Annotated in this window: 17 protein-coding genes and 1 riboswitch; of the genes, 5 read left to right on the top strand and 12 right to left on the bottom strand. The window is 65.7% G+C overall.

Annotation, left to right across the window (positions count from 1 at the left end):
• Nucleotides 1–43: 43 nt before the first annotated feature.
• Nucleotides 44–661, bottom strand: coding sequence for a LysE family translocator (locus tag AC1RWL_RS15255; protein WP_256118126.1), 618 nt, complete (start codon nt 659–661; stop codon nt 44–46).
• A gap of 129 nt (nt 662–790) precedes the next feature.
• On the opposite strand from AC1RWL_RS15255, the gene AC1RWL_RS15250 reads away from it, so the two are divergent.
• The gene (locus tag AC1RWL_RS15250; protein WP_439625693.1) at nt 791–1,423 is read left to right on the top strand and encodes a LysE family translocator; all 633 of its coding nucleotides are present in this window, start codon (nt 791–793) and stop codon (nt 1,421–1,423) included.
• Here the strand turns inward: AC1RWL_RS15250 and AC1RWL_RS15245 are convergent, their stop codons facing one another.
• Nucleotides 1,424–2,314, bottom strand: a complete 891-nt coding sequence (locus tag AC1RWL_RS15245) for a GNAT family N-acetyltransferase (RefSeq protein ID WP_493095176.1) — start codon at nt 2,312–2,314, stop codon at nt 1,424–1,426. It lies immediately after the preceding gene.
• Between the two features lie 4 nt (nt 2,315–2,318).
• The gene (gene dut, locus AC1RWL_RS15240; protein ID WP_493095175.1) at nt 2,319–2,792 is read right to left on the bottom strand and encodes a dUTP diphosphatase; all 474 of its coding nucleotides are present in this window, start codon (nt 2,790–2,792) and stop codon (nt 2,319–2,321) included.
• A gap of 93 nt (nt 2,793–2,885) precedes the next feature.
• On the opposite strand from dut, the gene AC1RWL_RS15235 reads away from it, so the two are divergent.
• The gene (locus AC1RWL_RS15235) at nt 2,886–4,466 is read left to right on the top strand and encodes a peptide chain release factor 3 (RefSeq protein ID WP_493095174.1); all 1,581 of its coding nucleotides are present in this window, start codon (nt 2,886–2,888) and stop codon (nt 4,464–4,466) included.
• Nucleotides 4,467–4,524: 58 nt separating this feature from the next.
• Nucleotides 4,525–4,619, top strand: a riboswitch (TPP riboswitch).
• A 41-nt stretch (nt 4,620–4,660) separates the two neighbouring features.
• Nucleotides 4,661–5,470, top strand: coding sequence for a bifunctional hydroxymethylpyrimidine kinase/phosphomethylpyrimidine kinase (gene thiD, locus AC1RWL_RS15230; protein WP_493095173.1), 810 nt, complete (start codon nt 4,661–4,663; stop codon nt 5,468–5,470).
• On the opposite strand, the gene AC1RWL_RS15225 is transcribed toward thiD, so the two are convergent.
• From AC1RWL_RS15225 to AC1RWL_RS15215, 3 genes are all read right to left on the bottom strand, one after another.
• Nucleotides 5,467–6,081 (bottom strand): LysE family translocator, encoded by a 615-nt coding sequence (locus AC1RWL_RS15225; protein WP_493095172.1) that lies wholly within the window; start codon nt 6,079–6,081, stop codon nt 5,467–5,469. The genes thiD and AC1RWL_RS15225 overlap by 4 nt on opposite strands.
• Nucleotides 6,082–6,154: 73 nt before the next feature.
• Nucleotides 6,155–6,955, bottom strand: a complete 801-nt coding sequence (locus AC1RWL_RS15220) for an AraC family transcriptional regulator (RefSeq protein ID WP_493095171.1) — start codon at nt 6,953–6,955, stop codon at nt 6,155–6,157.
• A gap of 2 nt (nt 6,956–6,957) precedes the next feature.
• Nucleotides 6,958–7,362, bottom strand: a complete 405-nt coding sequence (locus tag AC1RWL_RS15215) for a GFA family protein (protein WP_256118118.1) — start codon at nt 7,360–7,362, stop codon at nt 6,958–6,960.
• A 245-nt stretch (nt 7,363–7,607) separates the two neighbouring features.
• Here AC1RWL_RS15215 and AC1RWL_RS15210 point away from each other — a divergent pair, with 245 nt between their 5' ends.
• Nucleotides 7,608–8,429, top strand: a complete 822-nt coding sequence (locus tag AC1RWL_RS15210; RefSeq protein ID WP_256118117.1) for a class II glutamine amidotransferase — start codon at nt 7,608–7,610, stop codon at nt 8,427–8,429.
• Here the strand turns inward: AC1RWL_RS15210 and coaBC are convergent.
• The 6 genes from coaBC to ubiE form a co-directional block, all read right to left on the bottom strand.
• Entirely contained in the window at nt 8,422–9,627 is a 1,206-nt protein-coding gene (coaBC, locus tag AC1RWL_RS15205) for a bifunctional phosphopantothenoylcysteine decarboxylase/phosphopantothenate--cysteine ligase CoaBC (RefSeq protein ID WP_493095170.1), read from the bottom strand. The genes AC1RWL_RS15210 and coaBC overlap by 8 nt on opposite strands.
• Before the next feature lie 184 nt (nt 9,628–9,811).
• Nucleotides 9,812–10,039 (bottom strand): hypothetical protein, encoded by a 228-nt coding sequence (locus tag AC1RWL_RS15200; protein WP_256118116.1) that lies wholly within the window; start codon nt 10,037–10,039, stop codon nt 9,812–9,814.
• A gap of 137 nt (nt 10,040–10,176) precedes the next feature.
• On the bottom strand, nt 10,177–10,980 hold the full coding sequence (locus tag AC1RWL_RS15195; RefSeq protein WP_435266743.1) for a potassium channel family protein: 804 nt from the start codon (nt 10,978–10,980) through the stop codon (nt 10,177–10,179).
• A gap of 45 nt (nt 10,981–11,025) precedes the next feature.
• Complete coding sequence (locus AC1RWL_RS15190) at nt 11,026–14,634, bottom strand: TonB-dependent receptor domain-containing protein (RefSeq protein ID WP_493095169.1); 3,609 nt, start codon at nt 14,632–14,634, stop codon at nt 11,026–11,028.
• An 81-nt stretch (nt 14,635–14,715) separates the two neighbouring features.
• Nucleotides 14,716–16,290 (bottom strand): 2-polyprenylphenol 6-hydroxylase, encoded by a 1,575-nt coding sequence (gene ubiB, locus AC1RWL_RS15185; protein WP_439625675.1) that lies wholly within the window; start codon nt 16,288–16,290, stop codon nt 14,716–14,718.
• Nucleotides 16,291–16,327: 37 nt separating this feature from the next.
• Nucleotides 16,328–17,104: a bifunctional demethylmenaquinone methyltransferase/2-methoxy-6-polyprenyl-1,4-benzoquinol methylase UbiE gene (gene ubiE, locus AC1RWL_RS15180; RefSeq protein ID WP_493095168.1), complete on the bottom strand. Its 777-nt coding sequence runs from the start codon at nt 17,102–17,104 to the stop codon at nt 16,328–16,330.
• 181 nt (nt 17,105–17,285) lie between these two features.
• Between ubiE and mutM the strand changes: the two genes are divergently transcribed.
• On the top strand, nt 17,286–18,179 hold the full coding sequence (mutM, locus tag AC1RWL_RS15175) for a bifunctional DNA-formamidopyrimidine glycosylase/DNA-(apurinic or apyrimidinic site) lyase (protein ID WP_493095167.1): 894 nt from the start codon (nt 17,286–17,288) through the stop codon (nt 18,177–18,179).

Raw genomic sequence — 18,179 nt, 5'->3', positions numbered from 1 at the left:
GGAATATTCGGATACCGATCCGGGAAAAGCCGGATCGATAACCTCAGGCCGCGCGGGTCGCGATATAGGCGGCCGTGCCGGCGAGAATGCCCGCGGCCACGCGGTTCATCCGCTGCAACGCCTTCGGCTGCTTGAGCAGAAGCCGGGCGCGCGAGGCGAGCGCGATATAGGGCACGAGCACGATGAGCAGCACGACGAAGGTCGCGGCAAGCAGCACGCCATATTCCTCAAGGCCGATCGCCTCGAGGTCGACCAGCGTCGGCACGAGCGCCACGTAGAACAGCATGGTCTTCGGATTGCCGAGCGTCACGAACAGGCCGGACAGGAAGGACATGGTCATGCTGGTCGAGCGCCGCGCCTCGATATTCTGCGGCAAGAGGCCGGTCGTCCAGAGCTTCCAGGCGATATAGCCGAGATAGAGGGCGCCGGCGATCTTGATCAGCATGAAGGTCGTGGTGAAGGTCTGCGCGATGAAGGCGAGGCCGAGGATGACCGCGGTGAGATAGATCATGTCGCCGAGGATGAGGCCGAGCCCCATGAAGAAGGTCGGCCGGAAGCCCGAGCCGAGCGCGCGGGCGACGATCGCCGTGATCCCGGGACCGGGAATGATGGCGGCGATGAACAGCGCACCGCAATAGGCGATCAGCACGGCAATGGTCATGGCAGGCTCCTTGGGCTGACGCTCTTTTAGCGCTGCCGATATCCTGCGGCAATGGTTTTGCGGCCGGCGCCTTGCCGCAAGCGCGGCTGCGGGATAGTCCTTCGTCAGATCGTCCAAGGAGAGCATGCCATGCCAGACCTGACCGGCCTTGCCGCCTTCGCCCTCATCGCGCTCGGCATGGTGCTCACCCCGGGGCCGAACATGATCTATCTCGTCTCCCGCTCGATCTGCCAAGGGCCGGCCGCCGGACTCGTGTCGCTCTGCGGCGTGGCGCTCGGCTTCGTCTTCTACATGCTGTCGGCGGCGCTCGGCATCACCGCGCTCGTGATGGCGGTGCCCTATGCCTATGATGCGCTGCGGCTTGCCGGCGTGCTCTACCTGGCCTGGCTCGCCTGGCAGGCGCTGCGCCCCGGTGGCCGCTCCGCCTTCGAGGTCAAGGCCCTGCCGCGCGACGGCAACCGGAAACTCTTCCTCATGGGGTTCCTGACGAGCCTGCTCAACCCGAAGATCGCGGTGCTCTACCTCTCCCTGCTGCCGCAGTTCATCGATCCGGCAAAAGGCAGCGTCTTCCTGCAATCGCTCGTGCTCGGCGGCACGCAGATCGCCATCAGCGTCAGCGTCAACGCGCTGATCGCCGTTTCGGCCGGCTCGATTGCCGCGCTCCTCGCCGCCCGCCCACGCTGGCTTCTGGTACAGCGCTGGCTGATGGGCACGGTGCTGGCCGGGCTTGCGCTACGCATGGCGATGGAAGCCCGCCGCTGATCAGAACTCCGCCATCGGCGACAATGCGAAGGGCCGCTCCAGTCGCAGATCGGGCGCGGCGCGCAGCATGAGCACCATATCGCCGCCATCCGCAACGGCCTCGCCCTCCCATCCAAGATGATCGGGGGCAAAGTGCACGGTGACCCGAGAGGGTGCGACCTGCAGGCTCGCCACGATATCAGCGAGGCGCGGGATGTGAGCGCCAACGATATCCAGCAGTTCAAAGCCATCGTCTTCGCCCGCCTGCCAAGCAATAACGGCATCGTGCTCTTCCATCAGGTCGAGCCGCAGGTCCGGCATCAGCGATGCGTTGAAGAGGAACATTTCCCGCTGCCGCAGCGGCGCGAAACGGTCGGACACCGGCCGGCGGCTATCCAGTAGCCGGCTAAGCAAGGCAATGTCGGCTTCGCTTCCGATGTCGAGCCGCCGAACCGGGCCGACGCGCCCACCCTCGGGCGCAGCGCCGGCAAACCGGTGCTGCGCCAGCGTGCGAAAACCAAGGCGCGCGTAGAGGTCGGGCTTGTCGGTCAACAGCGCGACGGCTTCGAACCCTTCCGCGTCGCAATGGTCGAGCGCTGCCTCCATCACATCGCGAAAAAGCCCCTGGCCGCGATGGCTCGGCCGCACGGCGCCGGATTGCAGGCCGGCGGCGCGCACGAAGGTGCCGTTGATGACGAGCGGCAGCGAGAAGACGCTGATATTGGCCACGCAGGTGCCGTTCGCGTCGAACCACGCGAAGGGCACGCTGGTCGGGTCCGGCCCGCCCAGCCGGTCGAGCGCGGTGATGTCGATGCTGAACGTGTCTTCCAGCAGGTCGGCAAGCGCGCGCCAGGCGGCGGTGTCGCCGAGATGGTCGGAGCGGAAGACCAGCCCCGGCCGGTCGGTAGGCATGGTGTTAGCGCACGCCCGTGGAGCCGAAGCCGCCGGCGCCGCGGGTGGTTTCGCTGGTTTCCGCCGCCTCGCGCACGGCGACCTGCGTGACGGGCGCAATCACCATCTGCGCGATGCGCATGCCGCGCTCGATGACGAAAGGTTCTTCGCCGAGATTGGCGAGCAGCACCTTCACCTCGCCGCGATAATCGCTATCCACGGTGCCCGGCGTATTGAGGCAGGTGATGCCGTGCTTGAAGGCGAGGCCGGAGCGGGGACGGATCTGCCCCTCGTAGCCATGCGGGATTTCGAAGATGAAACCGGTCGGCACGAGCGCGCGTTTTCCCGGTGCCAGCGTCAGCGGCGCATCCACGGCCACGCCGGCGCGGAGGTCCATGCCGGCGGCGCCCGTCGTTTCGTAGGCGGGAAGCTCGATGCCCTCGCCATGCGGCAGGCGGACGAGCGAAAGGGTGGGCTGGGTGGGGGCGTGCGCGTTCATGCGCCCATAAGCCGGCCACGGCACAATCCCGTCAATTGCATCTTCGGGGCGGAGCCTGTAAAGACCGCGGCAACTCACAGGATATTGCAGAAAATGGCCGAAACCCTTGCCGAGGCGGTCTCCCGCCGCCGCACCTTCGCGATCATCGCGCACCCGGACGCCGGTAAAACCACCCTCACCGAAAAGCTGCTCCTGTTCGGCGGCGCCATCCAGCTCGCCGGTGAGGTGAAGGCGAAGAAGGACCGCATCCAGACCCGCTCGGACTGGATGAAAATCGAACGCGAACGCGGCATCTCGGTCGTGACCTCCGTGATGACCTTCGAATATGACGGCAACGTCTTCAACATTCTCGACACCCCCGGCCACGAGGACTTCGCGGACGACACCTACCGCACGCTGACGGCGGTGGATGCGGCGGTCATGGTCATCGACGCCGCCAAGGGCATCGAGCCGCGGACGCTAAAACTGTTCGAGGTCTGCCGCCTGCGCGACATCCCGATCATCACCTTCGTCAACAAGATGGACCGCGAGAGCCGCGACCCGTTCGAGATTTTGGACGAGGTGGAAGAGAAGCTGGCGCTCGATACGGCGCCGATCACCTGGCCCGTCGGCCGTTCCAAGTCGTTCTGCGGCTCCTATCATCTAGCCGACCGCACCTTCCGCGGCTCGGATACGCAGGTGCAGCCGACGAAGATCGACGATGCGACGGTGGTGGCGAAAAACCTGCCGGAAAACGAACGGGATGCCTTCATCGAGGAGCTGGAGCTTGCCCGCGAGGCCTGCCGGCCGTTCGATCGCGAGGCTTTCCTCGAAGGTCACCTGACGCCGGTCTTCTTCGGCTCGGCGCTGCGCAATTTCGGCGTGCGCGACCTTATCAATGCGCTCGGCGCCGTAGCCCCGCCGCCGCGCGACCAGGTGGCGGATGTGCGCAAGGTTCATGCGTCCGAGGACAAGATGACGGCCTTCGTCTTCAAGATCCAGGCGAACATGGACCCGAACCACCGCGACCGCATCGCCTTTGCCCGCGTCTGCTCCGGCATGCTGGAGCGCGGCATGAAGGTGCGCCTTGCCCGCACCGGCAAGCAGATCGGCCTTTCCGCGCCGCAGTTCTTCTTCGCCTCGCAGCGCCAGCTCGCCGATACGGCCTATGCCGGCGACGTGGTGGGCATTCCCAACCACGGCACGCTCCGCATCGGCGATACGCTGACGGAAGGCGAGGCGCTGGTCTTCGAAGGCGTGCCGAACTTCGCGCCGGAAATTCTGCGCCGCGTGCGGCTGGAAGACGCCATGAAGGCGAAGAAGCTGAAGGAAGCGCTCCAGCAGATGGCGGAAGAGGGCGTCGTGCAGCTCTTCTCGCCGGAGGATGGCTCGCCCGCCATCGTCGGCGTCGTCGGCGCACTGCAGCTCGACGTCTTGAAGGAGCGGCTTCAAGGGGAATACGGCTTGCCGGTCTCCTTCGAAATGTCGCGCTTCTCCGTCTGCCGCTGGATTTCGTCGGATAGCGCGGCCGAACTCGAAAAATTCGTCACCCAGCGCCGTGGCGATATCGCCCGCGACCTCGATGGCGACCCGGTGTTCCTGGCGCAGGATTCCTTCTCGCTGCGCTACGAATCGGAGCGCTATCCGGCGATCAAAATGGTCGCCATCAAGGAATACCACGTCACCAAGGCGTGATCGGATCGCGCACTTGCCACTTTCGGCGTGACAGGTGCCGCATCATTTGCGAAAATCGCCCCCGAGACGGGGGCGTCCGCGTGAGCGGGCTGAGAAGCACCCTTTGAACCTGAACCGGATCATGCCGGCGGAGGGAGTCGAACGGGTGCCGGCTTGCTGGCGCCTGTTGGCCGCCTTCGTCGCAGGGAGGCGAGATGGCCGACACGATTGCAAACATACTCTCGATCGCAGGGTCCGACCCATCGGGCGGCGCCGGCATCCAGGCCGACCTCAAGACCTTTGCGGCCCGCGGGACCTACGGCATGGCGGTGCTGACCGCGCTGACGGCGCAGAACACGCAAGGCGTCTTCGGCGTGCATCTCGTGCCGCCGGCCTTCGTCGCGGCGCAGATCGCGGATGTCTTCAGCGATGTGCGCGTCGATGCCGTGAAGATCGGCATGATCGCGTCGGCCGAGATCGCGGAAGCCGTTGCCAACAGCCTGTCGTCGCGCCGCGGCCTGCCGATCGTGCTCGATCCGGTAATGGTCGCCAAGGGCGGCGCGTCGCTGCTGGCTCGGGAGGCGGTCGAGGCACTGACGCGCCGGCTGCTGCCGCGCGCCACCGTGCTGACGCCGAACCTGCCGGAAGCCGCTGCCCTCCTGGGCGAGCCGGAGGCCGTGGACCGGGCGGGCATGGAGGACCAGGCGCGGCGGCTTCTTACGCTCGGGCCGAAGGCGGTGCTGCTCAAGGGCGGGCACCTGCCGGGCACCGAAAGCCCGGATGTGCTGGCAACGCCAGACCGGCTGCACTGGTTCGAAGGCGTGCGCGTGCTGACGCGCAACACCCATGGCACCGGCTGCTCGCTGTCGAGCGCGATTGCCGCAGAGCTCGGCAAAGGGCGCACGCTTGCCGATGCCGCGGCGGCGGCGAAGAGTTTCATCGCCGGTGCTGTGCGCAGCTCCGATGCGCTGTCCGTCGGCTCCGGCCATGGACCGCTGCACCATTTCCACGCGCTCTGGAACTAGCGGTCGGCCAGCGCGAGCCGCAAGCCCATCAGGCCGAGCGCTGCGGCGAAGCTGCGCTGCGTCCACACCATGATCCTTGGCCGGCTCAGCACCTGCTGACGCAGCCCCGCGGCGAGCGCGCCGTAGAGGGCGAAGACGAGGAAGGTCATCAGCATGAAGATACCGCCGAGATAGAGCATCTGCGCCGTGGCGTCGGACGCCTCCGCCGGCACGAATTGCGGCAAGAAGGCCAGGAAGAACAGCGAGAGTTTCGGATTGAAGATGTTGGTGAGGATGCCCTTGCGCACGATGCGCAGCGCCTTTTCGGCGGGCGCCTGATCCGGCCCGAGATCCAGCGCGTTGCTGTCCTTCAGCATGCTCCAGGCGATGAAGAGCAGGTAGGCGACACCGACATAGCGCAGCACCTCGAAGGCGAGCGCGCTCGCATGCAGCACCGCGGCAAGCCCGACGACGGAGGCGACGATATGCGGGATGATGCCGAGCGTGCAGCCGAAGGCGGCAAGCAGGCCGGCGCGAAAGCCGCCGCTGATGCCGAGCGCCAGCGTGTAGATCACGCCGGTGCCCGGCAGGAGGATGACGACGAGCGAGGTGATAAGGAATTCTGTGGTCATGTTCGGTTTCCATGCGGCGGGGAGGCGGTAGGAAACACCGGAAGGGCGGCGGTGGTCTTGAACGAAATTGCAGTCAGGCGCGGGCAGCGAGATAGGCGCCCGGCGTATAGCCGTAGCGGCGCGTGAAATTGCGCGTCATGTGGCTCTGGTCGGCAAACCCCGCCTCGATGGCGGCTTCGGCGAGCGAGGTGCCCGTCGCGATCAGCCGCCGCGCGCGCTCCGTCCGGCGCTGGAGCAGATAGGCATGCGGCGTCAGGCCCGTGCTGCGGGCGAAATCGCGCACCAGCCGGAAGCGGCCAAGCCCGCAATCCGCCGCAAGATCGTCCAGCGTGACGGCGGCGGCCGGGTCTTCGTCGAGCCGGTTGCGGGCTTGCGCAATGGCCGATGAGGCGATGGTTTCCCGCTGCGGTGTCCGCTCCTGCAAGGCGGCGGCGAGCAGCAGGAGGAGGCGCTCGTCCCGGGCGAGGCCAGCGGCGTGTTCGTCGAGCAGGGAGGCGAGCAACGCCGAGACGAGCCTGGCGATGCGGCCATCCTCCAGCACCGGCGCATGAAATTCCTCGCGCGGCCGGCCCTCGAAAATATCCTCCACCGCAGCCGCAACGATCGCCGGCTGCATGTAGAGCATGCGCCAGGCACGCGGGGCGTCGCCGAGTGGTGCGCCGTCATGCACCTCGCCGGGATTGACGGTGATGGTGTTGCCGGCTTCGGCCTCGACCATGCCGCGCCCGCTTGCCGATTTCTGCGCGCCGCGCTCGACAACGCCGATGCCGTAGGTCTCATGCGTGTGGCGCGCGAAACTCAGGCGGCTGTCGGCGATGACGGCCTCGATGCCGTCGATGCCCGTCCTGAAGATCTGGAAGCGCTCGGCTGCCATGATCAATCCCGCAGCACGCCGGGAAGGGCGGCCGTTTCGCCGAACCAGTCGGTGGCGGAGGTGCACCAGATCTGGCGCACCGGTTTCAGGCCGGCGCGCTGGTTGATGCTGCCCCAGCGGATGCCCCAGGTCTCGGCTGCTTCGCCCGTTCCGGTCGAAAAAAGTGGCGTGCCGCATTCCGGGCAGAAATAGAGCAGGCGCTTGCGGCCGCTCTCGGCGCTCTTGGTGTAGAGTTTCGGCGGGTTTGCGGTGAGGCGCAGAGCATCGCGCGGCACGCTTGCGGTGACGCGATAGGGCGAGCCGGTCAGCCTCTGGCAATCCGTGCAATGACAGATCGCCACCTTGTCCGGGTCGATCTCGGCCTCATAGGTCACGAAGCCGCAATGGCACTGCCCGTCGATTTTCATGCTGCATCCTTCTCTCACCGGAAAGGATAGGCCGCGATGCCGCACCGTCAACCGCAGGGGCATCCTGTTCCGCAAGAAACTGCCAACCTCGCGCCCTGTCATCAGAATGACACGCATGGTTTCGGCCCGTTTACATTCGTTAACGCATTTTTACCCATTTGCGTTGAAAATCAGGGCAGTGCCATGGTTAATGCGTCTGGTCAAACACCGGTTCGTCGCCGGTCTTCGAAAGCGAGAATAGCCTCATGTGCCGTTGGGCAGCCTATCGCGGAGAACCGCTTTACCTCGAGGAACTGGTGTCCTCGCCCGCCCACTCGCTCATCGAACAATCCCACTGCGCCACCCGCGCCAAGACGGCGACCAATGGCGACGGTTTCGGCATCGCCTGGTATGGCGAGCGCCCGGAGCCCGGCCGCTACCGCGATATCCTGCCCGCCTGGTCCGACTGCAACCTGCGCAGCATCGCCCGCCAGGTGCGCTCGCCGCTCTTCCTCGCCCATGTGCGGGCCGCCACCGGCGGCGGCACGCGGCGCGACAATTGCCATCCCTTCGTCAACGGCATCTGGTCCTTCATGCACAATGGCCAGATCGCCGATTTCGAGCACCTGCGCCGGCCGCTCGAAACCATGCTCGACAACGATCTCTACAATGCCCGTACCGGCTCGACGGATTCGGAGCTGCTCTTCCTGCTCGCCCTGCAATTCGGCCTGGCGCGCGACCCGCTCGGTGCCATGGCCGAGACGATCGCCTTCGTCGAGCGGCTGGCGGCCCACCTGGAGCGCCGCGTGCTCGTGCGCTTCACCGCAGCCTTCACCGATGGCGACCAGCTCTACGCCGTGCGCTACGCGACCGACTACGCAGCCCCCACGCTTTACGCCGCCCCGATGGGCGCGACGGGCGGCTACTGCCTCGTCTCCGAGCCCTTGAACGACGACACGGAAGCCTGGGTGGAAATCCCGGATGGCAGCGCCGTCGTGCTGGGCGAAAACGGCGTCGACGTGCGCATCTTCTCGCCGGCAGGACGCCCGGCAAGTGGCATGGACACGAAGCTCGCCCTCGTCAGGTAAGTTTTCCGCCAATCCAGTCGGCCAAGCGGCCGGCGACGTCTTCCTTGGAAAGCTCCGGCCATTCCTCGATGCCGGCGGCGGTGATCAGCTTCACGCTGTTGCGCGTGCCGCCCATGATGCCGGTTTCCGGCGAAACGTCATTGGCGACGATGAGGTCGGCGCCCTTCTTCTGAAGTTTCACCCGGCCATTGTTCTCGACGTCCTGCGTCTCCGCGGCAAAGCCGACGACGACTTTCGGCCGCTTCGCATGATGGCCGACGGTCTTCAGTATATCCGGGTTTTCCGCAAGCATCAGCGGCGGGGGGCCTTCGCCCGGCTGCTTCTTGATCTTTTCTGCATTCGGCGTCGCGACGCGCCAGTCGGCGACGGCCGCGACCATCACCGCTATATCCGCCGGCAGCGCGGCCAGCACCGCCTGCAACATGTCGTCCGCCCGCTCCACCTTGACCACGGTCACACCTGACGGGTCGGGCAATGTGACGGGGCCGGAGACGAGCGTCACCTTTGCGCCCAGCCGGGCGAGCGCTGCGGCGATGGCATGCCCCTGGCGGCCGGAGGAGCGGTTGGCGATGTAGCGCACCGGATCGATTGGCTCATGCGTCGGGCCGGAGGTAACGATCGCGGTGCGGCCGGCAAGCGGCTTCCTCCCGCCGTCGAGCAGGGCTTCCACGGCAGCGACGATTTCCAGCGGTTCCGCCATGCGGCCGAAGCCGGCCTCGCCGCCTTCCGCCATCTCGCCGGCATTGGGCCCGATGAAGGAAAGCCCATCCTTGCGCAGCGTCTCGACATTGCGCCGGGTCGCCGGGTGCGCCCACATTTTCGGGTTCATGGCGGGCGCCAGCAGCACCGGGCGATCGGTGGCGAGCAGCACGGTGGAGGCGAGGTCGTCGGCAAGGCCGTTCGCCATCTTGGCCATCAGATCGGCCGTGGCGGGGGCGACGACGATGAGGTCGCAGTCGCGCGCCAGCCGGATATGCCCGACATCCTGCTCGTCCTCGCGCGAAAAGAGATCCGTATAGACATGGCCCGCCGAAAGCGCGCCAACGGCAAGCGGCGTCACGAATTCGCGCGCGCCTGATGTCATGACCGGGCGCACCTCCGCGCCGCGCTCGCGCAGGCGGCGGATCAGGTCGAGGCTCTTATAGGCGGCGATGCCGCCGGAGATGACGAGGAGGATGCGTTTTCCTGCAAGCGGCATGGCGGGCCCCGGGCTTTTAAAGCACACGACCATCCCCGGCGAGGACGGTCATCCCGTCCTACCCCGTTGCAGCGGCATTTCCAAGTCTGCCCCGGCGGCGGATCCCCCCGGATACCGCCTCACCACGTCAAGAGACGTGGCTTACCGCGTCAGGCGACGCGGCCACCGCGCCAAGAGGCGCGGCTTAATGGCAGACCTTCACCTTCTTGATGACGAGGTTGCCGTAGTAGTCGTACTTCTTGATTTTCTTCCAGAAGCACTTCGGCTTGTGGCCGTAATAGTGCGTCACGGGTTCGACGAGGCTTGTCGACCGCAGGCCTGCTGCATCCGGCATGATGCCGGCGAGCGACGGTGCGGCGAAAGCGCCGAAGGAAAAGACTGCGATGGCTGCGGATAGAATGATATTGCGCATGGGACGTTCCCCTCTGGCCCTTGGAGAATTCGGTCTGCTCTGCACTGTGCCGCTTATTCCGGCTTTTCTAAATTACCACCTTACCGACAAGAGGTGAACTGCCTGCAACGGGCCAAGACGGGGTGGTTTTCAGGTTTTCAGGCGCCTTCGTCGGGAATGTTCAGCACATGGCCGCAGGCCTTGCAGTGCACGGCATCCGCCTCATGGCGCGAGAGGCCGCATTCAGGGCAGGGAAAGGTCACCTTGAACGGCCGGAAGATCGCCTGCGCGAGGCGCACGAAGAGCGAAATGCCGATGATCATCGTGACGATGGAGGTGAGCTTGCCGAGCGTGCCGGGCAGCACGATATCGCCGAAGCCGGTGGTCGTGACGGTGGCGACCGAGAAATAGAGTGCGTCGACGAAACCCTCGAAGCCATCCGCGCCGTAGAAGAAGTTGCTGTAGACGAAGCCGGTGACGAGGAAGAGAAAGACGAGGAAGTTCACGCAGGCCTGGATGATGTCTTCCAGGTCGCCGTAGCCGAAGCGGCGAAGGAGCAGCGTGACGAGCTTGCTCTGGCTGATCGCCCAGATGCGCAACACGCGCAGGAACGCGAAATTGTGCAGCTGGCCCGGAAAGAGCAGCGTGCCGAGCACGATGATATCCACCCAGGTCATCGGCCGCATCGCAAAATAGCGCAGGTTTGGCGCGATCAGTGCCCGGGCGGCAAGTTCGAAGGCGATGACCAGGGCAATGGCGTAGTCGACGATGATATAGGCCGGACCGGTGCGCAGATACGGACCCGCGATGAAGAAGCAGAGGATCGCGATATCGATCAGCAGCATCGCGACCTGGAAGCGGATCGCCTCCCGGTCCCGCCCAAAATAGAGCCCGCGCAACTGCCGGCGCGCCCGTTCGAGAAAGGGTTGCGGTGGGGTCACGCTCAGCGGTTCATCGGCCATGATCGAAAGACTAGCGCCGGCCCCGTCCCGGTCAAGCGGGACAGATCAGAACCTGGCCTTCATCGTCGCGAGGAAGGTGCGGCCGGGGGCGGGCGTATCGAAGGCCATGTCGATATCGGTATCGAAGGCATTGAGCAGCTGGAGCGCGACTTCGAGATGGCCGCTCTCGGATTTCCAGGTCACGGCGGCGTCCGTCGTCGAGTAGCTGTCGAGATCGAACAGGTGGAGGTTCCCTGCTTCGTCCCTGATCTGACCGCCGAGCCTTTCCCCGACGAATGTCTGCGCGACGCTGAGCGTGAACCGCGAGGGGTGGACATAGGTGAAGCCCACCTGGCCGACATAGTCGGGCACCAGCGGCAGCGTGTTGTCGCTGCCAATCCCCGGCGTCGTGTCCTTGTTCTCGTTCCAGGTGAAGGAGCCGAAAATTCCAAGGCCGTTGCCGACCCAGTAGTTCGCGCTGAGGCTGATCCTGTCGATTTCGCCTTGGCTGGTCTCGAACCAGTTGAAGAAACCGGGAATGCCGATCGAAACGCTGTCGAAGTGGAGGTTCTGGTATTCGAGCGAGGTGAAGAACCGCTCGCTCCATTCCGCATCCCATCGCACGGCCGCGGTGCGCGCCTGCCCCTGGTAGAAGGATGGCAGCTGCAGCGGCACGAGCCCTACGGTCGAGACCGGAGAGAGGGTCTGCGTCACCGGATATTGCGTATCCCGCCGGTAATAGGCGCGCAGCCAATGGTTTTCGACAGGCGCCCAGGCAATGCCGATGCGGGGATCCACCGTTTCGAAGACGCCGCTGGCGGAATCGAACCACGAATAGTACGCGCCGCCCTGCACTTGCAGGTCGGGAGAAAAGTCATAGGTGGCATCGGCGTAGAGGCGGGCCGCCTTTCCATCGGATGCATAGTCGTCACGCTGGAAGATGTCGCCGTTGGTCAGGTCGGTAAAGATCTGGGCGGTGCGTGACTTGTAGTCGACCGCTTCCGCGCCATAGCGCACGGTGAGCGATCCGATGCCGAAGAGATGGCTGAGGCCTAAACTCTTCGTGTCACCGCGTGAGGGGGTTTCGACACTATAGGGATTTCCGTCCAGGTCCGCCGTTTCGAAATAGTCGGACGTGTTGGAATGCTCGAACATGCCGAAGGCCTGTATGACGTTCTTGTCCGAGATCGTATGGCTCCAGGCCCCGCCGAGCATCGTGTCTCTGCCGGTGCTTTGGTCTGCCGGCGTGGGAGAGAAGAGGGGGCCGGGATAGCCCGTCACGGAACGTGAAGAGCTGCCGAACAGGTAGATATTGTCGACGAGGGTCGGCCGCAGGCCCAGTTCGAAGACCCCGCCCTCGAAATCGTTCGTGTCGTTGTCGCGCTCACCCTCCGGTCGGCTGATCTGGCCCTGGAGGTTGTAGCTCAGCGGAATGGCGCCGTAGCTGGTGCCCTTGACGTTGATGTCGCCATTCCAGCCCAGTTCCGCGCTTTCGGACGAAAGACCGGCGGTCAGGGCCGTCTCGATGAAGCTGCGGCGTTCGAGGGAGTTGACGCGTTCCTCGGCGGCGACGGCCAAAGGGTCGAGCATCAGGCTTTGCAGGTTCGTCGGCAGGTAGATCGAGCCCGCAGGATAGCGGGACAACCCCAGCGGCGGAACGCTGATGAAGGGGCTGAGCTGGCCCGCTCTCTGCTCGTCGTCATAGCTTGTTGCGATGAACGGGTCGAAGGCGCGGTCCTTGTAATATTGGCTCCACTCGTTGAGGCCGATATTGTCGAGGGTGGAGCCCAGCACCGACGAAACCTGCCGGTTGGCATCATAACCGGTGTAATACCCGCCGCGGGCCTGGCGGCGGCGCAGCGCCTCGCGGGCGTTGAGGATGGCGTCGTCGGCGCGGAATTCCTCGACGGCGATGCCGGCGCGCATCAGCGAGACGCTCGGATTGTCGCGGTCGAAGCGGTCGGCATTGTCGAGCGCCTGCGCGGCCTCTTGCGTCGCGCCGCTTTGAAAGTTGGCAATCGCAAGGCCGATCAGCGCGTCGCCGGCGGTCGGGTTGACGGCGGCGGCCTCTTGCAGGGTCTTCTCGCCCTCGGCCGTCTTGCCCATGCGCAGGAGGTAGCGTCCCTTGGCGGCGAGCACGGCATAGGAGGTCGGGTCGAGCGCCTCGGCGGCGTCGATCGCCCGCTTTGCGGCGGCCATCTGGTCGTGATCCATCAGGAAGCGCGCATGGTTGGCGTGCAGCACGGCATTTTCCGGGTTGAGGCCGATCGCGCGCCGGTGTGCCGCATCCGCCTCGACGATGGCGTTGCGGTCGCTCTGGATGATGCCGATCTCGTTCCAGACGGCATCGTCGCCAGGCGCTGCCTCCACGGCCCGCGTGAGATCGGCCAGCGCGCCGTCGAGATCGCTCGAAACGGTGGCGCGGAAGCGGGCGCTGACCAGCAGATGGGACGGGTCGCTCGGATCGAGCGACCGTGCGCGGGCGAGCGCCTCGCGCACCTCGTCGCGTCGGTCGAGTTCGTAGGCGAGGCTGGCGCGCATCGCCGGCAGGCTGGCCTCGTCGGGAAAACGCCGTTCGGCTTTCTTCAGGATCTCGATCGCCTCGACCTGGCCTTGCATATGGGCAACGACGGTCGCCTGGGCGATTGCCTCGCCGATGGTTGCCGGCGTGCGGTTCAGTGAAGGGGTCTTCACCCGTGCATCGGGGTCCTTCAGTGAGATCGCGATCCATTCGCCGTAGCGCGCCATGGTGCGCCGCTCGCCGGAAAGATGCGGCAGCGCCTTGCGGAACAGCCGGATCGCTTCGTCATACTGCGTGGCCTGGCCGGCGATCATCGCCTCGACCAGCGTCGCGCGGGCCTCCAGCGCTGCCGGCAGCGGTCGCGGCAGGTGCGCGAGGGCGGCGGCTGCCGCTGCCCGGCCGTCATAGGCGAGCGCGGTTTCCGCGAGCTTCAGCCAGTCCTCGCGGCTGCGGTCGGATTCTGGCCTGGCGAGAATGCCGAGCCGCTCGCCGCGTGCGTCGCGCGTGCCCTCGCCGCTGATCGGCAAGCCGTTGAAGACGCCGCGGATTTCGCCATAGAGCAGGACCTGCTCGCGCTCTTCGAGATTGACGAGGATATATTTGCGCGGCGCCTGGCCGATCGTCGCGACGGCGCCTTCCCCCTGGCCGACCGTCACCGTGCCTTGCGCGTTGGAAAGCTCGACCGTGCCTTCGAGCACCGTCAGCACTGTGCGGTCGCCCTCGGCGCGCAGCGTCCAGTCGGTCCCGCGAATGGCGGCGGCGGCTGCCGGCGTGTCGACGGTCAGGCCGGTGCCGCCGCGTTCCGCGCGGCCCCAGATCGTGCCGCCTTCGAGGTTGAGTTCGCTGTCGGACGTGCTGCCGATCTTGCGCACGCGCAGGATCGTCTCACGCGCCATGCGCACCAGCGTGTTGTCGGAAAAGCGGATGGCGAGGCTGCCGACGGCATTGGTGCGCAGCGTATCGCCGGCAATGAGGTCCTGGTTGACCTCGACGCCGCGCCACGCCTCGATGTCGACGAAACGGACCTCCTCGCCGGATTTCCGGTCGACGACGGCACCGTCCGCCACGGAGCCGCGCGGAAAAACCTCGGCGGACGCCGGCAAAAAGCTTCCAACGATCGCAAGGGCGCTCACGCCCAGCTGCAACGCACGCATGTGATCTGGTTTCGTCCACCCTCGGAGGCGACGTTATGGATGCAATTTCCCGGTGTTGTCAACGCGAAGGAAGCAACCGGATCAGCCGAGTTTCCAGGCAATATAGACGAGCGTTGCGGCGATGACCCAGAGCGCCAGCCGGCCGGATCGGCTGTGGCGGGCCTCCGAACGACCGATCGCCTCGGCGGTTTCCGCATCGAAACGTAGGCCTTTTTCAGTCATAGCCGTGAGTTCCTGCGAGAATTTCTCCGCCTTGGCGGCGATTTCCGGTGCGGCTTCGGCCAGCCGCAGGGCGGCATGCGCACCGTCGCGCAGGTCCGTCAGGAGGCGTTTCGGCCCCAAATTGTCCCGGATCCAGTCGCCGACGACACCCTCGGAGGCCTTCCACATGTTGAAGCGCGGGTTCAGCGTGCGCGACACGCCCTCCACCACCACCATGGTCTTCTGCAGCATGACGAGCTCGGTGCGGGTCTCCATGTCGAAGAGCTCCGTCACCTCGAAGAGCAGCGTCAGAAGCTTCGCCATCGAGATGGTCTCGGCCGGCTGGCCGTGGATCGGCTCGCCGATGGCGCGGATGGCCTGGGCGAAGCTTGCGGTATCGTGGTGCGAGGGCACGTAGCCCGCCTCGAAATGCACGTTGGCGACGCGCTGGTAGTCGCGCGTGATGAAGCCGTAGAGGATCTCGGCGAGGAAGCGACGCTCCTTCTTGCCGAGCCGTCCGACGATGCCCATGTCGACCGCGACGATGACGCCTTGCGGGTCGACGAAGAGATTGCCCTGGTGCATGTCGGCATGGAAGAAGCCGTCGCGCAACGTGTGGCGCAGGAAGGATTGGATGAGCGTATCGGCAAGCTTGTTCAGGTCGTGGCCGGCGGCGCGCAGGCCATCCACATCCGACATCTTGATGCCGTCGATCCACTCCATGGTGACGACGTCGCGGCCGGTGCGCTCCCAATCGACCGTCGGCACGCGGAAGCCGGGGTCGTCGCCGGTGTTCTCGCCGAGTTCAGAGAGGGCTGCCGCCTCCAGCCGAAGGTCCATCTCGATCTTCGTCGTCTGCTCCAGCGTGCGCGTCACCTCGATGGGCTTCAGCCGGCGCGTGTTGGGCAGGATCGTTTCCTGAAGGTGCGCGGCCGCATACATCGCTTCCAGATCATGGGCAAAACGCTGGCGCACGCCGGGGCGAATGACTTTTACCGCGACACGGCGCTCGCCATTCGCATCGCGCACCGTCGCGGGATGGACCTGCGCGATGGAGGCGGCGGCGATGGGATCGTCGAAACTGACATAGAGGTCGTCGAGCTTGCGGCCGAGCGAGCCTTCGACCGTGGCCACGGCGGCGGCGCGCGGAAAGGTCGCCATGCGGTCCTGCAACGCCGAAAGGTCGACGGCGATCTCGGCGCCGACGACGTCCGGACGGGTCGCCAGGAACTGGCCCATCTTCACATAGGAGGGGCCGAGGCGCTCGATGGCGCGGGCAAGACGGTCGCCGCGCTCTTCCTTCGTCGCCTTGCGGCGGGCGAGCAGGCCCGCAAAAGCGTGCGCCGTGCGGGCAAGCGGCGGCATGCCCTCCGTCGGCAGCGCCGAGACGACACCCTCGCGCACGAGGACCCAGCCCACGCGGGCGAGGCGAAGATAGGCGCCGAAAACGCTCATGCGGTGTGGCTATTCTTGGAAGAGACCGGGGTCATGCTCAGAGCTTCCAGCCCGAATGCAGTGCGGCGATGCCGCCGGTATAATTGGTGAAACTGACGCGGGAGAAGCCGGCCGTGCGGATCATCGTCGCAAAGTCCTGCTGGTTCGGGAACTTGCGGATCGATTCCACGAGATACTGGTAGGGCTCCGCCTCGCCGGTGATCATCTTGCCGAATTGCGGGATCGCCTTGAACGACCAGGTCTCGTAGAATTTGTCGAGCAGCGGCATCTCCACCTCCGAGAATTCCAGCACGAGCAGCCGCCCGCCGCGCTTCAGCACGCGATAGGCTTCTGACAGCGCGACATCGATGCGCGGCACGTTGCGGATGCCGAAGGCGATCGTATAGGCGTCGAAGCTGCCGCTTTCGAAGGGCAGTTCCTCGGCATTGGCTTCCACGAATTCGAGATTGACGGAAAGGCCCTTCTTCGCCGCGCGGTCGGCGCCGACTGACAGCATCGAGCCGTTGATGTCGAGCACGGTGGCGTGCGCCAGGCGATCGGAGGCCTCGACGATGCGAAACGCGATGTCGCCCGTGCCGCCGGCGACGTCGAGCACTTTGTAGCTGGCGTCCTTGCGCGGGTTCAGGCTCGCGATCATCGCGTCCTTCCAGGCCCGGTGCAGGCCGGCGGACATGACGTCGTTCATGATGTCGTAGCGCTTGGCGACCTTGTGGAAGACGTCGTTGACCAGCGCCTGCTTTTCGCCTTCGGCCACCTGGCGGAAGCCGTAGGAGGTCTCCATGCCGCCGTCCGCGGATGTGCGCTGTTCCGTCATCGTCGTCTCCATGGGCGGTCTGTCGCAGCCGAATTGCCGCAAAGACCATAGCGAATTGGCAAGGGCCGCGCTATCTGAACACCGCGTCCGCCGCTTTGCCGGGTATATAGGACATAGATTGCCGAGAGGGAAATGCCGGGCCGCGGCAAATGCGCTCAAGGTTAAGTCGAAGGAGACAGATATGCCGGAATTGCCGGAAGTGGAAACGGTGAGGCGCGGTCTAGCACCCGTCATGGAAGGGGCGCTGATCCGCCAGGCGGAACTGCGCCGTCCGGATCTGCGCTTTCCCTTTCCGCCGGCCTTTTCCGAAGCGCTGAAGGGCCGCCGCGTCGTCTCGCTCGGCCGGCGTGCCAAATATCTGCTGATCGACCTCGAGGGCGACGACGTGGTGATCGCCCATCTCGGCATGTCCGGCTCGTTCCGGGTGGAAGGGCCGGCGCTGGAGACGGAGGCGCCCGGCGACTTCCACATGCCGCGCAGCAAGGACGTGCGCCACGACCATGTCGTCTTCCATCTGGAAACGCCGGAGGGCGAGCGCCGCGTCGTCTACAACGACCCGCGCCGTTTCGGCTTCATGGACCTCGCCCGCCGGGAGAACCTCAGCGCCCATGCCTTCTTCCGCGATCTCGGCGCCGAGCCGACCGGCAACACGTTGGATGCCGATTATATCGCGGCGAAATTCCGCGGCCGCCAGACGCCGCTGAAGGCGGCGCTGCTCGACCAGAAGAACATTGCCGGCCTCGGCAATATCTATGTCTGCGAGGCGCTGTGGCGCGCGCATCTTTCGCCGGAGCGCCTCGCCGGCTCGCTGGTGACGGCGGCGGGCAAGCCGAAGAAGGAACTCGTCGTGCTGACGCAGGCGATCCGCGAGGTGATCGCCGATGCGATCGCGGCCGGCGGCTCGACCCTGCGCGACCATATCCGCGCCGATGGCTCACTCGGTTACTTCCAGCATTCCTTCTCCGTCTACGACCGCGAGAAGGAGCCTTGCCGCACCCCCGGCTGCACGGGCACTATCGGCCGCATCGTGCAGAGCGGCCGGTCGACCTTCCACTGCGCCGCCTGCCAGAAATAA

It is taken from the genome of Shinella sp. GW821-FHT10F02 (assembly GCF_058809275.1).
Note: the sequence above shows the minus strand (reverse complement) of the source record. Positions and strands in the feature narration are given on the sequence as shown.